This is a genomic window from Geobacter pickeringii, assembly GCF_000817955.1.
GTDB lineage: Bacteria > Desulfobacterota > Desulfuromonadia > Geobacterales > Geobacteraceae > Geobacter > Geobacter pickeringii.
In genome coordinates this window covers 3,251,712-3,272,995 of the sequence record NZ_CP009788.1, presented here as the reverse complement: position 1 = coordinate 3,272,995, position 21,284 = coordinate 3,251,712, and the positions used below count along the sequence as shown (strand labels likewise).

19 protein-coding genes are annotated in these 21,284 nt (G+C 63.9%); 5 read left to right on the top strand and 14 right to left on the bottom strand.

The genetic code is table 11. The annotated features are described in order from the left end of the window. Positions 1-10: 10 nt before the first annotated feature. On the bottom strand, positions 11-124 hold the full coding sequence (locus tag GPICK_RS14885; RefSeq protein WP_039744511.1) for a rubredoxin-like domain-containing protein: 114 nt from the start codon (positions 122-124) through the stop codon (positions 11-13). A gap of 12 nt (positions 125-136) precedes the next feature. Next, positions 137-550: a Fur family transcriptional regulator gene (locus tag GPICK_RS14880; RefSeq protein WP_236685586.1), complete on the bottom strand. Its 414-nt coding sequence runs from the start codon at positions 548-550 to the stop codon at positions 137-139. 270 nt (positions 551-820) lie between these two features. On the opposite strand from GPICK_RS14880, the gene GPICK_RS14875 reads away from it, so the two are divergent. Then, positions 821-2,860 (top strand): sodium-translocating pyrophosphatase, encoded by a 2,040-nt coding sequence (locus tag GPICK_RS14875; RefSeq protein ID WP_039744507.1) that lies wholly within the window; start codon positions 821-823, stop codon positions 2,858-2,860. Positions 2,861-2,941: 81 nt separating this feature from the next. On the opposite strand, the gene GPICK_RS14870 is transcribed toward GPICK_RS14875, so the two are convergent. The 9 genes from GPICK_RS14870 to GPICK_RS14830 form a co-directional block, all read right to left on the bottom strand. Beyond that, positions 2,942-3,277: a hypothetical protein gene (locus GPICK_RS14870; RefSeq protein ID WP_144400106.1), complete on the bottom strand. Its 336-nt coding sequence runs from the start codon at positions 3,275-3,277 to the stop codon at positions 2,942-2,944. After that, the gene (locus GPICK_RS14865) at positions 3,277-3,774 is read right to left on the bottom strand and encodes a ferritin family protein (protein ID WP_039744505.1); all 498 of its coding nucleotides are present in this window, start codon (positions 3,772-3,774) and stop codon (positions 3,277-3,279) included. Before GPICK_RS14865 ends, GPICK_RS14870 begins: the two co-directional genes overlap by 1 nt. 85 nt (positions 3,775-3,859) lie before the next feature. After that, the gene (locus GPICK_RS14860) at positions 3,860-4,627 is read right to left on the bottom strand and encodes a tRNA threonylcarbamoyladenosine dehydratase (protein WP_039744501.1); all 768 of its coding nucleotides are present in this window, start codon (positions 4,625-4,627) and stop codon (positions 3,860-3,862) included. Positions 4,628-4,645: 18 nt separating this feature from the next. Further along, positions 4,646-5,428: a TatD family hydrolase gene (locus GPICK_RS14855; RefSeq protein WP_039744500.1), complete on the bottom strand. Its 783-nt coding sequence runs from the start codon at positions 5,426-5,428 to the stop codon at positions 4,646-4,648. A gap of 68 nt (positions 5,429-5,496) precedes the next feature. Then, a complete protein-coding gene (gene cobA, locus GPICK_RS14850) occupies positions 5,497-7,029 on the bottom strand; it encodes a uroporphyrinogen-III C-methyltransferase (protein ID WP_039744499.1) in 1,533 nt (510 codons plus the stop codon). Positions 7,030-7,103: 74 nt separating this feature from the next. Then, positions 7,104-8,060 (bottom strand): hydroxymethylbilane synthase, encoded by a 957-nt coding sequence (hemC, locus tag GPICK_RS14845; RefSeq protein WP_039744498.1) that lies wholly within the window; start codon positions 8,058-8,060, stop codon positions 7,104-7,106. A gap of 18 nt (positions 8,061-8,078) precedes the next feature. Further along, entirely contained in the window at positions 8,079-9,383 is a 1,305-nt protein-coding gene (gene hemA, locus GPICK_RS14840) for a glutamyl-tRNA reductase (protein WP_039744494.1), read from the bottom strand. Between the two features lie 22 nt (positions 9,384-9,405). Continuing rightward, positions 9,406-10,221: a c-type cytochrome biogenesis protein CcsB gene (gene ccsB / locus GPICK_RS14835; protein WP_039744493.1), complete on the bottom strand. Its 816-nt coding sequence runs from the start codon at positions 10,219-10,221 to the stop codon at positions 9,406-9,408. After that, a complete protein-coding gene (locus GPICK_RS14830; RefSeq protein WP_039744492.1) occupies positions 10,218-10,892 on the bottom strand; it encodes a precorrin-2 dehydrogenase/sirohydrochlorin ferrochelatase family protein in 675 nt (224 codons plus the stop codon). Before GPICK_RS14830 ends, ccsB begins: the two co-directional genes overlap by 4 nt. A 208-nt stretch (positions 10,893-11,100) precedes the next feature. Between GPICK_RS14830 and trxA the strand changes: the two genes are divergently transcribed. Both trxA and GPICK_RS14820 read left to right on the top strand, forming a co-directional pair. Next, positions 11,101-11,430 (top strand): thioredoxin TrxA, encoded by a 330-nt coding sequence (gene trxA, locus GPICK_RS14825; protein ID WP_039744491.1) that lies wholly within the window; start codon positions 11,101-11,103, stop codon positions 11,428-11,430. A gap of 21 nt (positions 11,431-11,451) precedes the next feature. Further along, on the top strand, positions 11,452-11,967 hold the full coding sequence (locus tag GPICK_RS14820; RefSeq protein ID WP_039744489.1) for a TlpA disulfide reductase family protein: 516 nt from the start codon (positions 11,452-11,454) through the stop codon (positions 11,965-11,967). Positions 11,968-12,005: 38 nt separating this feature from the next. Here GPICK_RS14820 and uvrC read toward each other — a convergent pair whose 3' ends face one another. After that, on the bottom strand, positions 12,006-13,853 hold the full coding sequence (gene uvrC, locus GPICK_RS14815; RefSeq protein WP_039744487.1) for an excinuclease ABC subunit UvrC: 1,848 nt from the start codon (positions 13,851-13,853) through the stop codon (positions 12,006-12,008). Positions 13,854-14,081: 228 nt separating this feature from the next. Between uvrC and GPICK_RS14810 the strand changes: the two genes are divergently transcribed. Together GPICK_RS14810 and GPICK_RS14805 are read left to right on the top strand one after the other, a co-directional pair. Then, positions 14,082-17,219, top strand: coding sequence for a tetratricopeptide repeat protein (locus tag GPICK_RS14810; protein WP_084201453.1), 3,138 nt, complete (start codon positions 14,082-14,084; stop codon positions 17,217-17,219). A gap of 1 nt (position 17,220) precedes the next feature. Beyond that, a complete protein-coding gene (locus GPICK_RS14805; protein ID WP_039744483.1) occupies positions 17,221-17,934 on the top strand; it encodes a LysM peptidoglycan-binding domain-containing protein in 714 nt (237 codons plus the stop codon). A 158-nt stretch (positions 17,935-18,092) separates the two neighbouring features. On the opposite strand, the gene GPICK_RS14800 is transcribed toward GPICK_RS14805, so the two are convergent. Beyond that, positions 18,093-19,715, bottom strand: a complete 1,623-nt coding sequence (locus GPICK_RS14800) for a LysM peptidoglycan-binding domain-containing protein (protein WP_039744482.1) — start codon at positions 19,713-19,715, stop codon at positions 18,093-18,095. 15 nt (positions 19,716-19,730) lie between these two features. Further along, positions 19,731-21,083 carry a hypothetical protein gene (locus GPICK_RS14795; RefSeq protein ID WP_039744481.1) on the bottom strand — a complete coding sequence of 451 codons (1,353 nt, stop codon included), beginning with the start codon at positions 21,081-21,083 and terminating at the stop codon, positions 19,731-19,733. Positions 21,084-21,284 lie beyond the last annotated feature (201 nt).

The window sequence follows — 21,284 nt, the reverse complement described above, 5'->3', positions numbered from 1 at the left end:
TCTGCCGAGGCTACTCCACGATCTCCTCGAACTGGTCGCGGCCGACGCCGCAGACGGGGCAGACCTCGGGGGGCTCGGGCCCCTCATGAATGTAATCGCAGATGACGCATCTCCACTTCTTCACGGTATCCCTCCCTTACGGCGATTGGAATGAACGGCACGCGGGGCAGAGCCCGCTGAAGTTGATGGAAAAATCGGTGATGGCGAAGCCGCCTAATCCGGCGGTCGGCAGGACGATGGTGTCGAGGGCCGGATCGGAGAGGTCCTGAATCTTCTGGCAGCGGCTGCAGTAGAGGTGATGGTGCCGGACGGTGTCGGCATCGAAGCGGGCCTTGGCCTCGGGGTTGCTGATCTTCTGCACGACGCCGATCCCCACGAGGGTTTCAAGAACGCGGTAGACGGTGGTGCGCGAGATTCCCCGCAGCCGGCCGCGGACGGCTTCGTAGAGCTGGTCGGCGGAGGGGTGGTCGCTGCGCTCGGACAGGGCCTCGATGATAACGCGGCGCTGGACGGTGATGGCCAGGCCGCTTTCGCGGCAGCGCTCTTCCATCTGGCGTATTTTCAGTTGAGTGAAATCGGGCTCTCGCTGCATATAGTTTGGTATTTTATTGCAAACAGTCTGGGCTGTCAATTCGTTTGAACGGCCGGGCGGAGAACGGGACACGGTGTCGGCAGAGGGGAGGCGAGGAAAAGGAGCTATTTTTAACGTTGACAAAACCCCCTATTTCCTATAACAATTTTGCGTTTTTACTCGGCTGCGGGATGCCGGGATCCAGGAGAATCAAGGCCTTTCACGGGCTATCTTTGAGGAGGTTAGTCAATGGAACAGTATGCAGTCTATTTCGCCCTGGCGTGTGCCGTGGCGGCCGTCGCCTACGGACTCGTGTCGGCCCAGTGGATTCTGGGCCTTCCCCAGGGCAACGAGCGGATGAAGCAGATCGCCGCCGCCGTCCAGGAGGGGGCCGGCGCCTACATGAAGCGCCAGTACACCATTATTGCCGTGGTCGGTGCCGTCATGTTCGTGGCGCTCTTTGCCACCCTCGGCGTGAAAACCGCCATCGGTTTCGCCGTCGGGGCCCTGTTTTCCGGCCTGACCGGCTTCATCGGCATGTTCGTCTCAGTCCGCGCCAACATCCGGACCACCGAGGCTGCCAAGTCGGGAATCCACAAGGCGCTGAACGTTGCCTTCAAGGGTGGCGCCATCACCGGCATGCTCGTCGTCGGCCTCGGCCTCCTCGGCGTTGCCGGCTACTACATGGTGCTGCAGCAGCTCATGCCGGGCGCGCCGGTGAAGGAAGTGGTCAGCCAGCTGGTGGGGCTCGGCTTCGGCGGTTCGCTCATCTCCATCTTCGCCCGTCTCGGCGGCGGCATCTTCACCAAGGGAGCCGACGTCGGCGCCGACCTGGTCGGCAAGGTTGAGGCCGGCATCCCCGAGGACGATCCTCGCAACCCGGCGGTCATCGCCGACAACGTGGGTGATAACGTGGGCGACTGCGCCGGTATGGCGGCCGACCTCTTCGAGACCTATGCCGTCACCCTCATCGCCGCCATGCTGCTGGGGGCCATGGCCTTCAACAACTTCGCCGGTGCCGTCAGCTATCCGCTGATCCTCGGAGGCATCTCCATCATCGCCTCCATCATCGGCACCTTTTTCGTCAAGCTGGGTGCCAGCCAGAAGATCATGCCGGCCCTCTACAAGGGACTCATCGCCTCCGGCATCCTGGCCTGCATCGCCTTCTACTTCGTTACCGTCCAGATGTTCCCGGCCGGCAACCCGACCGGCTATTCCGCCACCAATATCTTCATTTCCGCTATCGTCGGCCTGGTGGTCACCGGCGCCATCTTCTGGATCACCGAGTACTATACCGCCACCGAGTACGGGCCGGTGAAGCACATTGCCCAGGCCTCCACCACCGGCCACGCCACCAACATCATCGCCGGCCTCGGCGTCTCCATGAAGTCGACCGCCCTGCCGATCATCGTCATCGCCGCCGGCATCATCGTGGCATTCACCTGTGCCGGCGTGTACGGCATCGCCATCGCCGCGGTCTCCATGCTCTCCCTCACCGGCATCGTCGTTGCCATGGATGCTTACGGGCCGATCACCGACAACGCCGGTGGTATCGCCGAGATGGCTGAACTGGATGACTCGGTGCGTGCCGTCACCGACCCGCTGGATGCGGTCGGCAACACCACAAAGGCGGTGACCAAGGGGTACGCCATCGGCTCCGCCGGTCTCGCCGCCGTCATTCTCTTCACCTCCTATGTGGACGAACTGAAGGCCGCTGGCAAGATCGTCTCCTTCGACCTCTCCAACCCCAAGATCATTGTCGGCCTCTTCCTGGGCGGCATGCTCCCCTACTACTTCGCCGCCCTCTGCATGGAAGCGGTCGGCAAGGCTGGCGGCGCCGTCGTTGAGGAGGTTCGCCGCCAGTTCCGCACCATCAAGGGAATCATGGAAGGGACCGGCAAGCCCGACTACGCCGCCTGCGTCGACATCGTCACCAGAACGGCCCTGAAGGAGATGGTTATCCCGGGGATCATCCCGATCGCCGCGCCGATCATCATCGGCTTCACCCTCGGCGTAGAAGCGCTGGGTGGCGTGATCGTCGGCACCATCGTCACCGGCATCTTCGTCGCCATCTCCATGACCACCGGCGGCGGCGCCTGGGACAACGCCAAGAAGTACATCGAGGACGGGCACCACGGCGGCAAGGGGGGCGACGCTCACAAGGCCGCCGTCACCGGCGATACCGTCGGCGACCCGTATAAGGATACCGCCGGCCCGGCCGTCAACCCGATGATCAAGATCATCAACATCGTGTCGCTTCTGATCGTGCCGCTTCTCAGCAAGTTCTAGTCGTCAGACCTGCTTTACGGAAACAGAAAACGGCAGCCCCCGAGGGAGCTGCCGTTTTCTGTTTCCGGTACGCGCTTGCGGTCAGTGGGAAGGGGGTGCTGGTTCCGTAGCGGATGGAGGGGCCTTTCCCGCCCCCTTGAAAGGATTCTGTTTCCAGAAGACTCCCAGGACCGACCGGTCCCCTTCGGAGAGTTTCGCCCCTTTCTGCTCCATTCTCCGGGTGATCTGCTCCATATCCTTCCGTTCCCGGACGGCGGCCTCAATCCGCTGCCGGTTGTGACAGGCAACGCACTTCTCGTCAAGGACCCTGATTCCCTGCTGGCGGAAGGTCCACCCTCTCACATCCTCCTGGCCCAGCGCCGGCAGGGCAGCAAGGACGATGCCCGCGATCACCGTGCTCCGCATCAGGTCGTTCATCATTCCCTCACGTAGATGTCCTGATCCGACTCGTGAACCATGGTCATGACGTGGCGATACTCCTCCTCGATCAAGGCGTGGTGCTTCTCCGTCTCCTTGATCACGCGCTCGAAGATGCTCCGCACCAGGGGGTCGACGATATCCTTGACGAGGACCGAGTACTGGTCGATGCACGACTTCTCCTCACGCAGGGCGATCTCCAGGGCCTTCTGCTCGTGGGTCTCCTCGTCGATCGCCTTTATGAGGGCCACGTAGGTGGGATTCTTGCTGTCGGGAGGCTGAGCCATGTAGGAGGCGATGTCGCCGAATTCTCCCCCCTTGTAGTGGTCGAAGAACGCCTTGAGGTGCCCCACTTCTTCGTTCGCCAGGAGGTCGAAGACCTTCTTCGCGCGATCGTTCTTCGTGACGGCCCCCGCCTTCCGGTAGAAGTCCATGCTATCCTTTTCGCCCTTGATCGCCAGCTTCAGTGCTTCCTGAACCGAATACTCCCTGGTCATGTCGCGCTCCTCCTCTCATCCCATTGTAATGTTGTGTAGACAGTATAGCGGGAATCGGGGGCGGTTCAACCGGAGCGGTGCGTTTTTACTCCCGGGCGAGGAGGTCGTTCACGACCACCCCCGCCATGGTGAGGCCGAAGATGCTCGGAATGAAGGAGATGCTGCCGAGGATCACCCTCCGGTGCTCGCAGGAGAAGCGCTGCTCGTCCTTGTTGGGGCAGATGCAGTTGGAGCGGCAGCCGGCGTCGGCCACCACCTGCTCGCGGTATTCCTCGGTGGAGTAGACCACTTTTACGCCGCTTCTGATCCCCTCCTTGCGGAGGAGCTTGCGGACCACCCGGGCCAGGTGACATTTGCTCGTATCGGCGATGTCGGCAACCTTTATTTTCGTTGGATCGAGCTTGTTGGCAGCGCCCATGCTGGCGATGATCGGCAGCCCCCGCTCCTTGCAGCTGCGGATCAGGTGGAGCTTGCTCGTGATGTGGTCGATGGCGTCCACCACGTAGTCGTACCCGCCGGAGAGGAGGAAGTCGCTGTTCTCCCCCTCGTAGAAGTCCTTGTGGGGAACAATGTCGGCGGCGGGGTTGATGAGGCGGAGCCGCTCCGCCATCACCTGGACCTTGGCCCTCCCCACGGTGCCGTCCAGGGCGTGGAGCTGCCGGTTCACGTTGGTGAGGCAGATGTCGTCGAAGTCGACCAGGACGAGCCTGCCGACCCCGGCCCGGCAGAGGGCCTCGGCGGTGAAGCTCCCGACGCCGCCGAGGCCGAAGATGGCGACGGTGGCGCGACGGAGCCGGTCGAGACCGTCAGGGCCGATGAGAATTTCTGTGCGCGAAAAACGGTGGAGAGACATGGGATACCTCGAAATTGTTCATGGGTGCCAGGGTGGCGGGGAAAGCCTGAAGAGGCGCCGGGCGTTGTCGGTGGTTGCCCGTTCCACGGTGTCGGGGGAAGCTCCCCGGATCTCCGCCACCTTCCGGGCCGTCTCCGCCAGGAAGGCCGGCTCGTTGGGGCGGCCGCGGTGGGGCTCGGGTGTCAGGTCGGGGGAGTCGGTTTCGAGGAGCAGCCGGTCGAGGGGGAGCTGCCGGGCCACTGCCACCGGACGGACCGCTGTGGCGTAGGTCACCGTCCCCGACAGGGAGATGAAAAGCCCGCGCTGCAGGCAGGCGGCGGCGATCTCGGGGCTGCCGGAAAAGGCGTGCATCACCCCGCCGGCCCGTGCGCCCCCCTCTTCGTCGAGGATGGTCAGCAGATCCCGGAATGCCTTGCGGCAGTGGAGAATGACCGGCAGCCCCGCGTCCGCCGCCACGCGAAGCTGGGCGCGAAACGCCGCCTGCTGCGCCTCCCGCGGAACGCCGGTGAGGGTGTAGTCGAGGCCGATCTCCCCGATGGCACATGCTTCCCGGGCATACTGCCTGAGCAGGGCGAGGGCTTCCGCATCCGCCGCATCCGCCGCCATGGGGTGGATGCCGAAGGCGGCCTGGACCGCCGGCCCCTGTGCGCGGGCCAGGGCCGCGATTTCTCCCCAGCCCCTTGGGGTGACGCCGGGGACGAGGAACTGGGTCACGCCGGCGCGGCGGGCGGCGTCCAGGACCTCAGGGTGGCGGGATAAAAGCGGAGGGGCGTTAAGGTGACAGTGGGTGTCGATGAGCATGCTGCACCCCCGGCATACGGTGTCGCGGTGCGGGAAGGGGCTTCGTCGGGGCGGGCGGAATCACTCTCTCACGGCGAGAAGAACCGGACGAGTTCCGCCGTCAGGGCCTCCAGGGTGTACGCCGGCGGTTCGACGTCGACCTTCAGCCCCAGTTCCTGGCAGCTCCGGGAGGTGATGGGGCCGATGGAGGCGATCGCCACCCCGTCGAGGAGCCGCAGGAGGCGGTTTTCGCCAAGGATCGCCGCCAGATTTTCCACCGTTGAGGACGAGGTGAAGGTGACGCAGTGGATCCGCTTTGCCTCAAGGTCCGCAATGACCCCCGCCGGGATGACCTCAGGGGTGACATTGCGGTAGGCGACCGGCGCCGTCACCTCGGCCCCAAGTGCGGCCAGTCCCGCCGGGATCACGTCCCGCGCCCGGTCTCCCTTCGGGAAGAGGACCCGTGCGCCGGAGACGACGGAACGGAGCGCCTCGACGACCCCCTCCCCCTTGTAGTCGCCGGGGATGAGATCGGGACGCAGGCCGTGGAGTGCCAGCGCCTCGGCCGTCTTGGGCCCCACGACACAGATCCGGCAGGGGCCGAGGGCGCGGCTGTCTTTCCCCTGGGCGGCGAGGCGCGCGAAGAAGAAGCGGACGGCGTTGTACGAGGTGAAGACGACCCAGTCGAAGGTGGCGAGGCGGGCGACTGCCGCGTCCAGCTCGTCCCAGCTTTCAGGGGGGGCGATGGCGATGGTGGGGCATTCGACCACCCGGGCCCCCTTCCTCCGGAGAATTGCGCTGAATTCCCCCGCTTGGTCGGCGGCGCGGGTGACGAGGATTCCCCTGCCGAAGAGGGGACGACTGTCGAACCACCGCAGCTTCTCCCGCAGGGTGACCACTTCGCCGACCACCGTCACCGCGGGGGCCTTGAAACCGGTCCGTCGGGCCTTGTCCGCGATGTCGGACAGGGTGCCGGCCAGCACTTCCTGCTCGGGTCGGGTCCCCCAGCGGACCAGCGCCACCGGTGTCTCCGGGGGGCGGCCGTGGGCCATGAGGTTTGCCGTGATCTGGGGGAGGTTTTTCATCCCCATGTAGAAGACCACGGTCCCGCTACCGAGGGAGAGTCCCTCCCAGTCGATCTCCGACGCTTCCTTGCCGGGGCTCTCGTGGCCGGTGACGAAGGCGACGGAGGTGGTGAAATCGCGGTGGGTGAGGGGGATGCCGGCGTAGGCCGCCGCGCCGATCGCCGCCGTGACGCCGGGAACGATCTCGAAGGGAATGCCGGCTGCCACCAGTGCTTCGCACTCCTCGCCCCCCCGCCCGAAGACGAAAGGGTCGCCCCCCTTGAGGCGCGCCACAACGCGACCCTCTCGGGCCTTCTCCACCAGGAGTTCGTTGATCTGCCACTGCTCCCGGTTGTGGTGGCCCCCCACCTTGCCGGCGTAGATCAGTTCGGCTCCGGGACGGGCGTACTGCAGGAGGTCGTCGTTGGCCAGATAGTCGTAGACAACGACATCGGCGAGCCCCATGCACTCCTTTCCCCGGACCGTGATGAGGCCCGGATCGCCGGGGCCGGCGCCGATGAGGTAGACGAGACTGTTATTGTCGGATGTGTGGGTCATCGGATTGAAAAAACGGAGCTAACCACAGAGGGCACGGAGGCCCACTGTGGTTAATGCCTTTGATCGTGAATGAATTAAACGGGAATCTCTTTCTCCCGCGACACTTCCCGCTGGTAGACCTCGGCAAGGATCTCGTGGCCGCCGGCGGCGAGGAGATCCTCGGCCAGGGCGATGCCGAGCTTGTCGCAGTCGGTCGCCGGGCCGGTGATGCTCTCCTTCACGGAGCGCGTCCCGTCCACCGAGGCGATGAAGCCGGTGAGGGTGAGGGTGTCGCCCCCTACCTGGCCGTGGGCGGCGATGGGGACCTGGCACCCCCCCTCGCAGCGCCAGAGCAGCGCCCGCTCGGCCCGGACGGCGTGGGCGGTGTCGGGGTGGTTGAAGAAGTCGATGGTCTCCCGGACCGCCGTGTCGTCCAGACGGCATTCGAGGCCGAGGGCCCCCTGGCCGATGGCGGGGAGCGAGAGCTCCACCGGGAGGTACTCGGTGACGGCGTCGGTGAAGCCGAGACGCTTGAGCCCCGCAGCGGCAAGGATCACCGCGTCCAGGTTCTCCTCGGTGAGCTTCCGGATCCGAGTCTCCACGTTGCCGCGGATAACGACCATCTCAAGGTCGGGACGGACCTTGAGGAGCTGGGCCTGGCGACGCAGGGCCGAGGTGCCGATCTTTGCCCCCCGGGGAAGGTCGGCGAAGGTCACCCCGCGGGAGATGACGGCATCGCGCGGGTCTTCACGCTCCGTGATGCAGACCAAGCCGAGCCCTTCGGGGAACTCCGTCGGCACGTCCTTCATGCTGTGGACCGCGATGTCGATCTCGCCCCGGAGCATCGCCTCTTCGATCTCCTTGACGAAGAGCCCCTTCCCCCCCACCTGGGCGAGAGGGACGTCGAGGATCTTGTCTCCCATGGTCTTGATCTTCACCAGTTCCACGGTCATGCCGGGGTAGCGCTTTTCGAGCTCGGACTTCACCCAGTTGGCCTGCCAGAGGGCGAGCTGGCTCGCGCGGGTTCCTATTTTCAGGTGCTTCAGTGCCATGAAAAGACTCCTTGTAGATTATTCTTCCAGTTCGCCGAGCTCCGTCTCCTCGGCTGCTCCTGTCTGCAGATCGAAGAGGGCGCGCACGGCGTCGACGTAGAGGTCGGTCCTCCCCCCCTGACCGGTCTTCTTGAGGGCCGCGATGGGAGGGTGGAGGAGCTTGTTGACGATGGCGTTGGTGAGGGCCTCCAGCCGCTTCTCCCCGTCGGGAGGAAGGTCCTTCCAGGTGGAGAGGGTCTTCTCCAGTTCGTTTTTCCGGATTTCGTCGAATTTCGAGCGGAGGGCCACAATGGTCGGGGTGACCTCCAGATTGGAGATCCACTTGTAAAACTGCCCGATCTCCTCGTCGATGATCGCCTCGGCCTTTTTTGCCTCCTCGGCCCGCTGCTGGAGGTTGGAGGCGACCACTCCCTGGAGGTCGTCCATGTCATAGAGGTAGACGTTCTCCACGTCGTTGACCTTGGGGTCGATGTCCCGCGGCACGGCGATGTCGATGAAGAACATCGGTTTGAGCTTGCGGCGCCGGATCACCTCTTCCACGTCTTTCGGCTTGATGATGAAATGGGTGGCGCCGGTGGAGGAGAGAACGATGTCGGCCTTGTGGAGCTGGTCGAAGAGGTCCTCGAAGCGGATCGCTTTCCCCTCGAACTCTTCGGCAAGCCGCTCGGCCCGTTCAAAGGTCCGGTTGGTCACCATGACGCCGCGCACGCCGTTGTTGATGAAATGCTTTGCCGCCAGTTCGCACATCTCGCCGGCGCCGACCAGCAGCACCGTCTTGTCCGACAGCTCGCCGAAGATCTTCCTGGCGAGCTCCACGGCGGCAAAGGAGACGGAGACGGCGGAGGAAGCGATCTTCGTCTCGGTCCGGACCCGCTTCGCCACCGAGAAGGCCTTGTGGAGGAAGCGGTTGAGGATGATGCCGGAGGTCTTGAACTCGGCCGCGTAGCCGTAGGAGGTCTTGATCTGGCCGAGGATCTGGGGCTCTCCCACCACCATGGAGTCGAGGCTCGCCGCGACCCGGAAGACGTGGCGGATGGCGGCCTCGCCGTGGTGGGCGTAGAGGTGCGGCTCAAGGGTGTCGGCAGAGATGGTGTGGTAGTCGGCCAGAAAGCGCTTGACCCGGGCCATGCCGCCGGCGATGTCGCGGGTGGTGGCGTAGATCTCCACCCGGTTGCAGGTGGAGACGATGACCGCCTCGGTGATCTCCGGCAACTCCACCACCGCCCGGAGCGGCTTTTCCATCTGGGTCGGCGAGAAGGCGACCTTCTCCCGGATGTCGACCGAAGCTGTTTTGTGTGAAAGTCCTACAACGATGATTTCCATAGCGTTTGCCGTGCCTCGTCCGTTACTTGTAGCTGTGCAGCCCCGGCAGGAACAGGTTTACGCCGAGGAAGGTGAAGAGGAGCACAAAGAAGCCGACGATGGCCAGGATTGCTGCTTTTTTTCCCCGCCAGCCGGTGGTGAGACGGCCATGGATGAGGGCAGCGTAAACGAACCAGGTGATGAGCGACCAAGTCTCCTTCGGATCCCAGCTCCAGTACGTCCCCCAGGCCGTTTCGGCCCAGATGGCCCCGCTGATGATGGCGAAGGTGAGCAGGGGAAAGCCGAAGGTGAGACAGCGGTAGTTGATCTCGTCCAGGATGTCGAGGGACGGAAGCTTCTGGTACATGGCACCGAGCTTCTTCTGCTTCAGGAACCGCTCCTGAATCAGGTACATGATGGCGGCGCCGAAGGCGACGGCGAAGGCGGCATAGCTCAGGAAGGCCATGACGGTGTGGACGGCGAGCCACCTGCTCTTCAGGGCCGGATTGAGAGGGGCCATCGCCGACGGGAAGCTGGTGGAGGCGCTCAGGATCAGGAGCGCCAGCGGGGTGACGAAGGAGCCGAGGATGACGGTCCGGTATTTCCGCTCGCAGGCGAGGTAGACGCCGACGATGGCGAGTCCGAAGAAGGAGAGGGACTCGTGGAGGTTCGTGATGGGGGTGTGCCCCGCCTCGATGTAGCGATCGACGGTGTAAAGGGAGTGGGCCGCGAACCCCGCCACGAGGATCCAGCGAGCCACCCGCCCCAGCGCTTCCCGCGGCTTGACGAGATAGGCAAGATAGGCGACGGTAGCGACCAGGTAGAGTGCCAGGGTTGTCGCGAAGAGCAGGGCATTCATGCGGAATCCTTTTTTTCGACTCCCAGCCTCTCCCGGGTGAAGCCGGGCCCGGCGAGCCGTGTCAGGAGGAGATCGATTGCGTCGTGCCGGCGCGCGCGGACCAGCTCGAGGAGGGGGGACGCGGCCAGTTCGTTAAAAATCTTCTTATTGTAAGCGGTGTCTTTCGAGACCGTCAACAGCTTTTCACGGAACGCGCCGAGGATTGCCAGCGCTTCCGCGTATTCGGGGCCGAATTCTTCCTCAAGCTGCTCACGGATGAGCCGGGCGAGGGCAGGGCTCTTTCCCCCCGTCGAGACGGCAATGAGGAGTTCTCCCCGCCGGACGACCGACGGCATAGTGAAGGTGCCGAGCGCCGGCGAGTCGGCGAGGGAGACGAGGATTCCCCGGGACGCTGCCTCCTCGGCCACGGTCCGGTTGACGGCGGCACTGTCGGTGGCGGCGAAGACGAGGAAGGCGCCGGCGAGGTCGCCGGGCTCGTAGGGGCGCTGGATATGGGTGAGCAGCCCTTGGTCCCGGAGTTCGCCGAGGCTCGGGTCGAGCCGCGGGGCGATAATGGTAATCCGGGCGCCCCCCTCCAGGAGAGCGTGGCATTTGCGGCAGGCAACGCCACCTCCTCCGACGATGGTGGCGGTGCGCCCCCTGATGTTCAGATTGACGGGGAAAAAGTTCATGGGCTCCCAGGCGAAAACGGCGCTTTCACCCTTATGTAGCAGATTTCCCCTTCCTTGCCAAGGGGAGGGGGGTGAGGGTGGTGCGAAGCCTTGTCCGATGCCGCACGGTGAGCCTTTTCTTATGGTTGCAGGGAAAGATTTCCTCCTTGATGTTTTCCGGGAGCTCGGCTATATTTTGAAAGCACTATACATGTCAAAGGAGGCTCTCATGGCCAGTGAAAAGGTTCTTACGCTTAGCGACGACGGCTTCGATGCGGACGTCCTCAAGTCGAGCGTTCCGGTTCTCGTAGATTTCTGGGCGACGTGGTGTGCCCCCTGCAAGGCGATAGCACCGGTCATCGACGCCATTGCCGAAGAATATGACGGCAAGGTCAAAGTCGGCAAGGTGAATGTGGACGACAACCCGGCAACCCCAGGCAAGTACGGGGTTCGCGGCATTCCGACCGTCATCCTCTTCAAGGACGGCAAGGTTGTCGATCAGGTCGTCGGGGCCGTTCCCAAGGCGCAGCTCGAAGCCCTCATCAAGAAGGCCCTCTAACCGGGAAGAAGGCAGGTAGCCATGAAGATTTCCCTCTTTCTGCGGTTTGCCCTGGCGGTTGCCGCTCTGTCTGTCCTGGCGTTGCCGGTGCCGTCCCACGCCGTGGTCCAGAAGGGGCAGGCGGCGCCTCCGATAAAGGTGGTGAGCACCTCGGGGCAGCCGATCACTCTGAACAACTACAAGGGGTATGTCCTGGTGATCGACTTCTTTGCCACCTGGTGCCCCCCATGCCGGGAGGCGATCCCTCACCTGATGACGCTCAACCGGAAGTATGCCAAGCAGGGTCTGCAGATCCTCGGCCTCTCCCTCGACGAGGGGGATGAGCAGGGGGTGAGGGATTTCATCACCAGCAAGCGGATCAATTACCCGATCGCCCTTGCGTCCCAGGATATCCAGGCTGACTATGGCCTCCGCTCTCTGCCGACGGTGTATGTTGTCTCCAAGAAGGGAGTTGTGGCGGAGAAGTTTCAGGGTGGATCCGAAGAGACCCTCCGTACCATGGAGAGTCTCATCAAGAAGCTTCTGGCCGAGCCGTAGCTGCCGGCGTGACCCATGTATGAACGAAGGCGGCGCTCCTAGGAAGGGGTGCCGCCTTCGTTGTTTTCGTGCAGTGCCGTCCAGATCGTCTCCGCCAGAGTCGGGGGGATCGAGGGGGTCGCCGCCAGCTCCTCGCGGCTCGCCTTCCGGAGGCTCTGCACGCTTCCGAACCGGCGCAGCAGCTCTCTGCGGCGCTTGACCCCGATCCCCGGGATGGCGTCGAGGATCGACGCCACCGTAGCCTTGCCCCGCAGTGTCTGGTGGTAGGTGATGGCAAAGCGGTGGGCCTCGTCGCGGATCTGGGCGAGCAGGAGGAGGGGGGGGGAGTTCTGGCGCAGCACCACCGGATTCTTCCTTCCAGGCAGGAAGACCCGCTCGTCGCTCCGCGTCACGTGCTCCCCCATCATGTCCCGCTCCACGCGGCTCTTGGCCAGGGAGGCCGCGTCGACCCCTTCGATCCGCAGGTCCCTGAGCACGGCCGTCAGGATGTTGAGCTGGCCTGGTCCTCCGTCCACGATGATCAGGTCGGGGAGATCGCCCTCGGCAACCCCCCGGGCAAAGCGCCGGGAGAGGACTTCGTGCATCATGGCGAAATCGTCGGCGCCGGCAACGGTCCTGATGCGGTAGCGCCGGTAGTTCGCCTTGTCGGCCTTGGCGTCGCGGAAGCTGACCCTGCTCCCTACGGCGAAACGGCCCTGGATGGTGGAGATGTCATAGCACTCGATCCGCCGGGGGAGGGTGCGCAGGTGGAGTCGCTCCTTCAGTTCGCCGAGGACGGCCTCGGCCCCGGCCTCCCGGTCCCGGTGCTCGCGTAGCGAATGCTCGGCGTTTTTGACGGCGAGCCGCACCAGTTCGGCCTTGGTCCCCCGGCGCGGCGCGGTGAGGGTGGTCCGCTTTCCCCGCTTTTCGGACAGCAGTTCCCCGAGGATCCCTTCGTCGCCGATGGGGGACGGGATCAGCACCTCGTCGGGAATGAGTACCTCCCGGCCGTAGTATTCGTTGAGAAATGAAGAGATCCCCTCCGCATCGTCCAGTTCCCAGTTCACGATGAAATTCCTGCTGCCGATGAGCCGGCCGCCCCGCATGAACAGCAGTGACAGCGAGAGCTCGGTTCCTTCGCGGCAGAAACCGAGCACGTCCGTATCCCCTCCGCTGGTCACCACCTTCTGCTTCTCAACCGTCACCTCGATGGCGCGGAGCAGGTCGCGGTAGCGGGCAGCCTCCTCGTACTGCTCCCGGGCGGCGGCTGCGCCCATCCGCTCCCGGAAGATCTTTGCCAGATCACGGTTTTTTCCCCGCAGGAACAGGGCCGCTCCTTCGGCCAATGCCCGGTAATCCTCGGGGGAGATGAGCCCGTGGCACGGTGCCGAGCATTGCCGGAGCTGGAAGAAGAGGCAGGGGCGCTTGCGCCGGCGACAGGTCTCCAGCGGGTAGTGTCGCAGGGGGAAGAGCTTGTAGAGTTGTTTCAACGCTTCCCGGGCGGCGGAGGCGGAGGAGTAGGGGCCGAAATAGTGGGCCCCGTCGCGTGCCACCGTGCGGATGATGGTCAGGCGGGGGAACTCTTCACGCATGTCCATGCGCAGCGAAAAGTAGGTCTTGTCGTCGCGCAGGTCGATGTTGTAACGGGGACGATGCTGCTTGATGAGGGTGTTTTCGAGGATGAGGGCCTCTTTTTCGGTGTCGGTGACGATGACGTCCAGTTCCTCGACCCGTGCCATGAGGAACTGGATCTGCCACCGTGATTCGACGTGCTTGCCGAAGTAGGAGCGCACCCGTTTCCGGAGGCTCTTCGCCTTGCCGACGTACAGGATCTCGCCGCGTGCTCCCTTCATGAGGTAGACGCCGGGAGTATTCGGGAGGGTAGCCAGTCTCGCCTTGTCGATCATGGGGAGAGTATACCGGCGGAGCGGGCCGTTTGGAAGGGGGGATCGGAGGGTCTGCACATTCCCGGAAGCATCCTGGAAGCGACCGCTCCGGTCGACGGTTTTTCGCGTAATTACAAGGGCTCACGCCGCCATTCTTCGTTGACAAGCTGGTGTTATGATGATATTTAACTGAAGCTGATTAAGACTACGCTCCCGCTTGAGGTTGGAAAGGCTAACCCCGTGACTTTTATGAAATATTTCCGCACTGCCATGTTCAAGTGCCTGACCGGATGTCTCATAATCGCGTCGCTCCTTTCCTCTCCCGCCCATGCAGTCAACTCGGAAGACTCCCAAATCTTCATCGCCGGCTTCAACGCCTACCAGAAAAAAGATTACCAGTCCGCCATCGAGCGGATGAAGACGGTTCTTGAGAAATACCCCGACACCCCCCTTCGGGACATGGCCATCTTCTGGCTCGCCCGTGCCAGCTATAAGGCGGGCTTTGATCGGGATGCGGCCCGCTCCATGTCCCAGTTCTTCAAGGAATATCCCGACAGCCCCCTCAAGGGGACCGTGGAGGATGAACTGTTGGCTCTGGTCGCACGTTACGACAAGGGCGAGCAGTTGCCGGTCATGGCCAAGCGCGAGGGGACGGAAAAGGCCACTGAGGTGGCGGCTGCCAAGAAGGCGCTTGCCGATAAGACCGCTGCTGCCAAGCAGGCTGCGGAAGCTGCCGCCCGTCAGAAGACGGATGCCGAGCGGCTTGCGACCCAGAGAGCGGCAGCAGAAAAGGCTTCCGCAGAGAAGGCTGCGGCAGAGAAGCTTGCCGCAGAACGGGCTGCCGCGGAGAAAGCCGCCACCGAGATGGCCGCGGCCCAGAAGGCCGCCGCGGACAAGGCCGTCCGTGAGAAGGCCGAAACCGAGCGTCTGGCTGCGGAAAAGGCGGCCAAGGAAAAGGCCGAGGCAGAACGGATTGCGGCCGAGAAAGCCGCCTTGGAGAAGAGGGAAGTAGAGCGCATCGCCGCGGAAAAAGCTGCCGCCGAGATGGCTGCGGCCCAGAAGGCCGCAGCGGACAAGGCCGCCCGCGAGAAGGCCGAGACCGAGCGTCTGGCTGCGGAAAAGGCGGTCAAGGAAAAGGCCGAGGCAGAACGGATTGTCGCTGAGAAAGCTGCCCAGGATAAGGCGGAAGCGGAGCGCATCGCCGCGGAGAAAGCTGCCGCCGAGATGGTTGCGGCCCAGAAGGCTGCCGCGGACAAGGCCGCCCGTGAGAAGACCGAGACCGAGCGTCTGGCTGCGGAAAAGGCGGCCAAGGAAAAGGCCGAGGCAGAACGGATTGCCGCGGAGAAAGCCGCCCAGGAGAAGAGGGATGCGGAGCGCGTCGCCGCGGAGAATGCCGCTGTCGAGATGGCTGCGGCCCAGAAGGCCGCCGCGGACAAGGCCGTCCGTGAGAAGGCCGAGACCGAGCGTCTGGCTGCGGAAAAGGCGGCCAAGGAAAAGGCCGAGTCAGAACGGATTGCCGCCGAGAAAGTCGCCCAGGATAAGGCGGAAGTGGAGCGCATCGCCGCCGAGAAAGCCGCTGTCGAGATGGCTGCCGCCCAGAAGGCCGCCGCGGACAAGGCCGTCCGTGAGAAGGCCGAGACCGAACGCCTGGCAGCGGAAAAGGCGGCCAAGGAAAAGGCCGACGCAGAGCGGATTGCCGCCGAGAAGGCCGCTCAGGAAAAGGCGGCGGTGGCACACAGGGTAGAAGCGGAAGAGCGGGCGGCGCGCAGTGCCGCGCTTCGGGAAAAGGCCATTGCAGAATACAAATCGCTGGTCGAGCGTTTCCCCGGGACGAAGGCGGCGGCAACGGCCGCGGCCAAGCTGGCGGAGCTCGGCATTGCCTTTACCCCGGCAGCCAAGGCGGTGGCGGCCGTTCCGGTGCCGGAGAAGAATGCCCAGGTCCTGTCGCTTGAAGTCGGACAGTTTGCCGATATCGAGCTGACAATCCCGCCGGCGGCCCAGAGCCTGGAGGTGGGCAAGCGCCATGAGATCCCGTTCGAGGTTGTCAATAACGGTAACGGTTCGGACAGCTTCTATCTCGAGTCGGGCTTCCCGGCCGAGTTCAACGCCCAGTTCGCGGACGCCGCCAAGAAGGAGTTGCCGGTCAATCTTACGTCGACCCTGGCGCCGGGTGAACGGTTCAGGGGGGTACTCTCCCTCGTGGTGCCGCGTGAGTTCATCGATGGCCAGAAGATAGTCTATCCGATCAAGATCGCCTCACGGCTCGAGCGCGACGCGTCCCAGGCCCGCGACATCTTCCTGACCGCGTCCGCGCCGCTGCTGCGGGCGGTGGTCAAGACCGACAAGGTCCAGATACTTCCCGGCGAGAAGGTCTCCTACCGCATTGCCCTCCTCAATATCGGCACGGCAACGGCCCAGGGGGTCGCACTCCGGTTGAACTATCCTCCCCAGTATGAGCCGGTCGGCGTCGCCGGTTCCGGTTTCAAGCAGGAGATGAAGGCGGTCCTCGTGCTCGACGGCATGCGGCTCAATTCGGGCGAAAGCCGCGAGTTCGAGGTGACCTTCCAGCTCAAGGAAGAGGCGATCGCCCAGCAGGAACTTTTCCTGCGGGCTGATATCGCCAATACGGAGCTCCAGACGCGGGATTCCTTCCTCTCCGCCGCCGCCTTTGTGAAGGCGGTGAGCGGCGTGGCGATCAGGACCAACAGCGAGAAAATCGTGGTGATCCCGGGACAGCCCGTTTCCATTCCGCTCGTGGTGACCAACACCGGCAACGTCCGCGAGGATTTCCTGATCAAGCCCAACCTCCCGGCCAACGTTACCTATACGTTCTATCAGGATCTGAACCGCGACGGCATCCGTCAGGCGAACGAACCGATCATCAACCATGTGGGACCGCTGGCGCCCAAGGAAGAATCGTACGTGATCCTCGATCTCGCCACCCCCGCCACCGAGAACGACGGGGCGAGCACGACGATCACCATGGCCTTTGAACCGGAGAGCGACAAGACCCAGACAAAGGTGGCGACGCTCCGACTGGTCTACTCGCGGCCGGTGGTCGATCTCGCCATGGCCGGCAAGGGTGGACGGCTCAAGCCAGGCGAGGTTTCGTCCTTTGAGTTGAACTTCACCAACAAGGGGTCCAACATGGCGAAGGCGGTGGAGCTGCAGAGCTTCCTGCCGCGCGACCTGGAGCTGATCGCATCGGATCCAGCCTTTGCCAAAGGGACCAATGGTGATTACTTCTGGAGGTTCGACGAACTCGGGGCCGGCGAGAAGCGGACCATCAAGGTGACCTTCCGCGTCAAGGCGGGAACTGCAGTCGGAAAGAGCATTCAGGTCCGGAATGTCCTGAAATACCAAGATCTGCTGGGGAACAGGTACTGATATGAACAACGCCCTCAGGGTTGTCGCTTCGTCTCTCGTTCTTGCCTGCCTCACACCGCCGCTCGGCGGGGCGGAGGAGTATCTCCTCTACTCCCCTGAAGCTTCCGAAGGGAAACGCCCCGCGGGTCCCGACGAAGGGGTGCTCGTCAAGAGCATCACGATCCGCAAGGGGGATACCCTCTATTCCCTTTCGCGCAAGTATGGCGGGAAGGGGGGATACTACCCCCAGATCCTTCTCTTCAACCTGATAAAAAACCCTGATCTGATCTATGCGGGGAACAAGCTGCTCGTGCCGCTCCCGCCGGAAGGGAAAGGGGAGGTGCCGACGGTGCACCCGAAGAAGAAAAAGAGTGAGAAGACGGTCCGGGTGCACCGGAAAGAGGGAGAAGGGAAGAAGGCCGTTCCGGAAAGGGTGAAAGAATCTGCGGTCTCCTCTCCCGAGCCCCGGGGCGGTGCCGGTGGAACAAAGGCGCCCGAGGCGGCGTCACGCAAGTCGGCTGCCGAGGTGCTGCGTCCGGCGACCGCTGCCCCAAAAAAGACGGATGAAAACGAGCAAGCCCTCTTCGAGGCCGGGGTCAGCGCGTATAAATCGGGCGCCCTGCAGCAGTCGATCGATGCGTTCGATCGTTTCCTCGCCCGCTACCCCGCGTCACCGCTCGTCCCCGATGCGACGCTCTATCGGGCCGACGCGCTCATGAAACTGGCCGGACAGTAACCGCTCCGCCACCCACCAACGGGGGGCTGCCCCCGCGCCACACCCTAACACCCCGCTACCTTTCGGGACGAATGCGTGTCGCACCGCCACCCGGCGGCTGTCGCACCGTCCTGCGGCCTCCCCGCCCACGATTGTCCTGACGTATCTCTACCCGTTGTTTATTTCTTCCTCCTGGGCGCGTTCTGCAGCAGCTCGGCAAAGACAGGATCCGACGGTTTGCTGGTGAGCAGCAGCCTTCCCGGAGAATCCCCTTTGCGAGTGATCTTGAAGCCGGTGACGCTGATCCGGTAGCGACCATAGTCCAGATCGTAGCGGCCAAAAGAGTAGGGGTAGTTCAGTTCCTTCAGAAGCTTTTCCGTGACGGTGGCAAAATCGTCCTTCGGCTGGGGCTGGACGATGCCATAGCCCTGAAGCTGAAGGAGCCGGTAGAGGGTGTAGTTGTACGAATCGCTCTCGCCACAGTCGAGGATAAAGCGCTTGCCTCCCGATTCGAACTGGCCGTCGACGCGGATGCTGAAGCGGCTTTCGGCATTCTGTCCCATGGAGCCGGTGACGATCCTGTTCCGGTCCAACTTCAGGGAGAGGATCTCCATGAGGGACAACGCCATGTCGCACGGTGCCGCGGGTAGAAGGGAGCGGAGGTCGTATCCCGGTTCGTCTGAGTGAACGGGCTCGTTTTGGCAGAGTTCCGCCACGCGGTACCCCCGGCGGTTGAGGTATTCCTTGAGAGGGAGCGGCAGGCACGGTTCGTTCTCGTTAACGAAGATGAGAACGCTCTCGGGGCCCCGACCGGCATCGGGAAGCGTGGTGATCCGGAAATCGGCCAGGATGGCGAGCCGGGGATCGGCACCGAGCTCCACCATGACGTTTTCGTCAATACGGGCGAATTCGGCAGTCCGGAGTAGATCGGCAAAGAAGGCCTTGAAGCTGTCCTTGCCGCGGGGAACGATCCTGATGTCGGGGTGCTTCTGGATGAGCTGCCCCTTGGTCGTGGCGTTCAGGGCGCCGCGGACGTCGACCAGAATCTTGCCGCCGTCTGCCGCCAGGAGCAGCGGATAGTCCTCTGGGGAGAGAACCCGGCCGTTGAGAGTGATCGGTTCCACTCGCCCCTGGTCGGGAACCAGCTGCTCCCAGATCCTGAGAAGGGCGACGGAGAACGGAAGGGGGGGCTGAGTCGCCGTTTCCCCCGGTGCTGCAGGGAGGGGGAGTGCGGCGGGAAGGGGGCGGGGGGCTTCAGCCACCGGTTGCTGGGGGGGCTGGGGAGGTGCCGCCGCAGGGGGAGTGGCGACCGGCGTCGGTTCCGCTGCCGGCTGTGGTGCCGGAGCGGAACCGGCCGGCTTTGCCACCTTCGGCGTAACCGATTTGCGCCTCCCCCGGGGGATGAGGAGGGTTCGACCCACCTCGAGGCGCGTGGCGCTGGTGAGATGGTTGATCCGCTGGACCTCGGGGATCAGTGCTTCCGCTTCGGCGTTGGAGAGGCCGAAGTCCCGCATCAGGATCTTGAAGAGAAAGTCCCCGGGCTTGACCGTGTAACGGGTGAGAGTCTCGTTTCCCTCGGGGGCTGATGGTTGTGCCGCGTCTCCCCCTTTGTCCGTCGGCGTTCGATGGGGACGGGCGGACGGATGCTTCGGAGGGCGTGCCGGGGGGGCGGTGCTCTCCAGTTCCCGCGGGTCGAGCTCGAAAGAGGGGGGAGCGGCGCCGGCCAAGCCGCCGTAGCAGAGCGAGAGGGTTCCCCATACCAGAAACGAGCGGGCAAGGGTGTGGGCGGTACGGTTGATCATGGTAACATCCGATGGCTATTGAAAGTAGACGACAAAGGCCCGTATGGGGCCCCGGGGGGCGGTCCGGTAGATGACGAGCCGGGCTCCGGAGGCAACGGTCCCCTTTTCCGCGAGGAACTTCCCTTTGGCTTCCTTCTCCGCAATGGCGAAATCCCGTGACTCGGTCATCTGCGCCAGCGCTCCCCGCAGGAACGACTCAGGGATACCGACTCCGCTCCGGTCGATGGCCTGGACCGCCTTGATCCCGCTCTCCTCGCGGTAGACCTTGAATTCGGTGCGTGCCCCGCGATACCGCTCCCACCCCGGATGGGCGGCGCCGTATTTTTTGTCGAAACCGTCCCGTGGAATGAACGCCGGAAGCTTGGCAAGTCCTTTGGCTGCCGGCTTCGGAGCGGCGGGTGGTTCAGATTGCTTCGGAGTCGGCACCGGTCTCTTTTCTGCGGCCTTCGGGGCAGCAGGGAGGGGGGTAGCGGTCGTGGCCGGAGAAGCGGAGACGGGACGGGCAGCCGTCACCGGCGTTTCCGAGGGTGACGGCTTGGCCGGGGCGCCGGCGCTCTGCTTTGTCGCGGGGGCTTTGGGAGGGGGAACCGGCACTTTGGTTGGCATCAGGAGGAAAAGCAGTGCCATGCCGGCGACAAAGACGGCTGCCGCCACCAGGTATGGCTGCAGCGTCCCCGTCCGGGCCCGTCCGCGGGTGTGGAGGGCGCCGTTGGCCGATCCTTCCGGTTTGACGGTCCCCTCTGCCGGGTGGTTGAGCGCCATGGTATCCTCGAGTGCAGCCAGGGCCACGGGCGCAGGGGTGTCATCCAGGGCGCTCTGCAGGGTCTGGTCGAACGGAGAGGTCTCTGTCTTCGGCAGGACCGGTTCCGCGGCGGCTGGCTCCGCCGGATTCGGCTCGGGACGGGGCGAAGGTGCGCCGTCGCCGGCGGGAAGCGGTGACGCCATGGCCTCGTCTGCCGCAGTCACGGGCTCGGCGGGTGCCGGGCTTTCGGCAGTCGAATCAGTCGAATCGGTGCCGCCCGAGATGAGCCCGATGATGGCGGCGACGAGTTCCTCGTCGGCGAGGGATACGTTCAGGCATGCATCGACAACACCCTGAACCGGCGCACAGCGGCCATCTTCACCGAACAGGGCGACCACGGGACGCTTCCCCGCAATCTCCGCCACCAAATGGCGGGCGATGATTTCTCCCGAGAGCCCGGAGAGGTGGTTCTGGATGAAGAGAAACGCAGGCGGCGCTTCGGCAATGTCCAGAATCCCCTGGCGCAGGGAACGGGAGATCCGGAAGTCGATCTGGGAGGACTCCCTGGTGAAGTCGAAGAGTTGTTCGAGCCGATCCTGGTCGGCGATGAGAAGGATTGTGACCACGTGTGCCCCGTGTGCCGGAAAGTCAGAGTATTCTAAGAGACCGTCGGCCGAGAATCAACAGCAAATGCGACGATTGCATGCAAAAATGCTGCCCCTCGGTGATGTTGGCGGGCAACCGACGGAAAAAGGGATGGACAGGGGGTCGGCGGACCGTGTACGGTTGAGGCGATTCACAACCGTTTCACCCAGGAGAGGACCTCC

Excerpts from the sequence above, each read along its gene's own strand:
- GPICK_RS14880 (WP_236685586.1), bottom strand. The coding sequence starts at position 550 with ATGGAAGAGCGCTGCCGCGAAAGCGGCCTGGCCATCACCGTCCAGCGC.
- GPICK_RS14875 (WP_039744507.1), top strand. The coding sequence starts at position 821 with ATGGAACAGTATGCAGTCTATTTCGCCCTGGCGTGTGCCGTGGCGGCC.
- GPICK_RS14870 (WP_144400106.1), bottom strand. The coding sequence starts at position 3,277 with ATGAACGACCTGATGCGGAGCACGGTGATCGCGGGCATCGTCCTTGCT.
- GPICK_RS14865 (WP_039744505.1), bottom strand. The coding sequence starts at position 3,774 with ATGACCAGGGAGTATTCGGTTCAGGAAGCACTGAAGCTGGCGATCAAG.
- GPICK_RS14860 (WP_039744501.1), bottom strand. The coding sequence starts at position 4,627 with ATGTCTCTCCACCGTTTTTCGCGCACAGAAATTCTCATCGGCCCTGAC.
- GPICK_RS14855 (WP_039744500.1), bottom strand. The coding sequence starts at position 5,428 with ATGCTCATCGACACCCACTGTCACCTTAACGCCCCTCCGCTTTTATCC.
- cobA (WP_039744499.1), bottom strand. The coding sequence starts at position 7,029 with ATGACCCACACATCCGACAATAACAGTCTCGTCTACCTCATCGGCGCC.
- hemC (WP_039744498.1), bottom strand. The coding sequence starts at position 8,060 with ATGGCACTGAAGCACCTGAAAATAGGAACCCGCGCGAGCCAGCTCGCC.
- hemA (WP_039744494.1), bottom strand. The coding sequence starts at position 9,383 with ATGGAAATCATCGTTGTAGGACTTTCACACAAAACAGCTTCGGTCGAC.
- ccsB (WP_039744493.1), bottom strand. The coding sequence starts at position 10,221 with ATGAATGCCCTGCTCTTCGCGACAACCCTGGCACTCTACCTGGTCGCT.
- GPICK_RS14830 (WP_039744492.1), bottom strand. The coding sequence starts at position 10,892 with ATGAACTTTTTCCCCGTCAATCTGAACATCAGGGGGCGCACCGCCACC.
- trxA (WP_039744491.1), top strand. The coding sequence starts at position 11,101 with ATGGCCAGTGAAAAGGTTCTTACGCTTAGCGACGACGGCTTCGATGCG.
- GPICK_RS14820 (WP_039744489.1), top strand. The coding sequence starts at position 11,452 with ATGAAGATTTCCCTCTTTCTGCGGTTTGCCCTGGCGGTTGCCGCTCTG.
- uvrC (WP_039744487.1), bottom strand. The coding sequence starts at position 13,853 with ATGATCGACAAGGCGAGACTGGCTACCCTCCCGAATACTCCCGGCGTC.
- GPICK_RS14810 (WP_084201453.1), top strand. The coding sequence starts at position 14,082 with ATGAAATATTTCCGCACTGCCATGTTCAAGTGCCTGACCGGATGTCTC.
- GPICK_RS14805 (WP_039744483.1), top strand. The coding sequence starts at position 17,221 with ATGAACAACGCCCTCAGGGTTGTCGCTTCGTCTCTCGTTCTTGCCTGC.
- GPICK_RS14800 (WP_039744482.1), bottom strand. The coding sequence starts at position 19,715 with ATGATCAACCGTACCGCCCACACCCTTGCCCGCTCGTTTCTGGTATGG.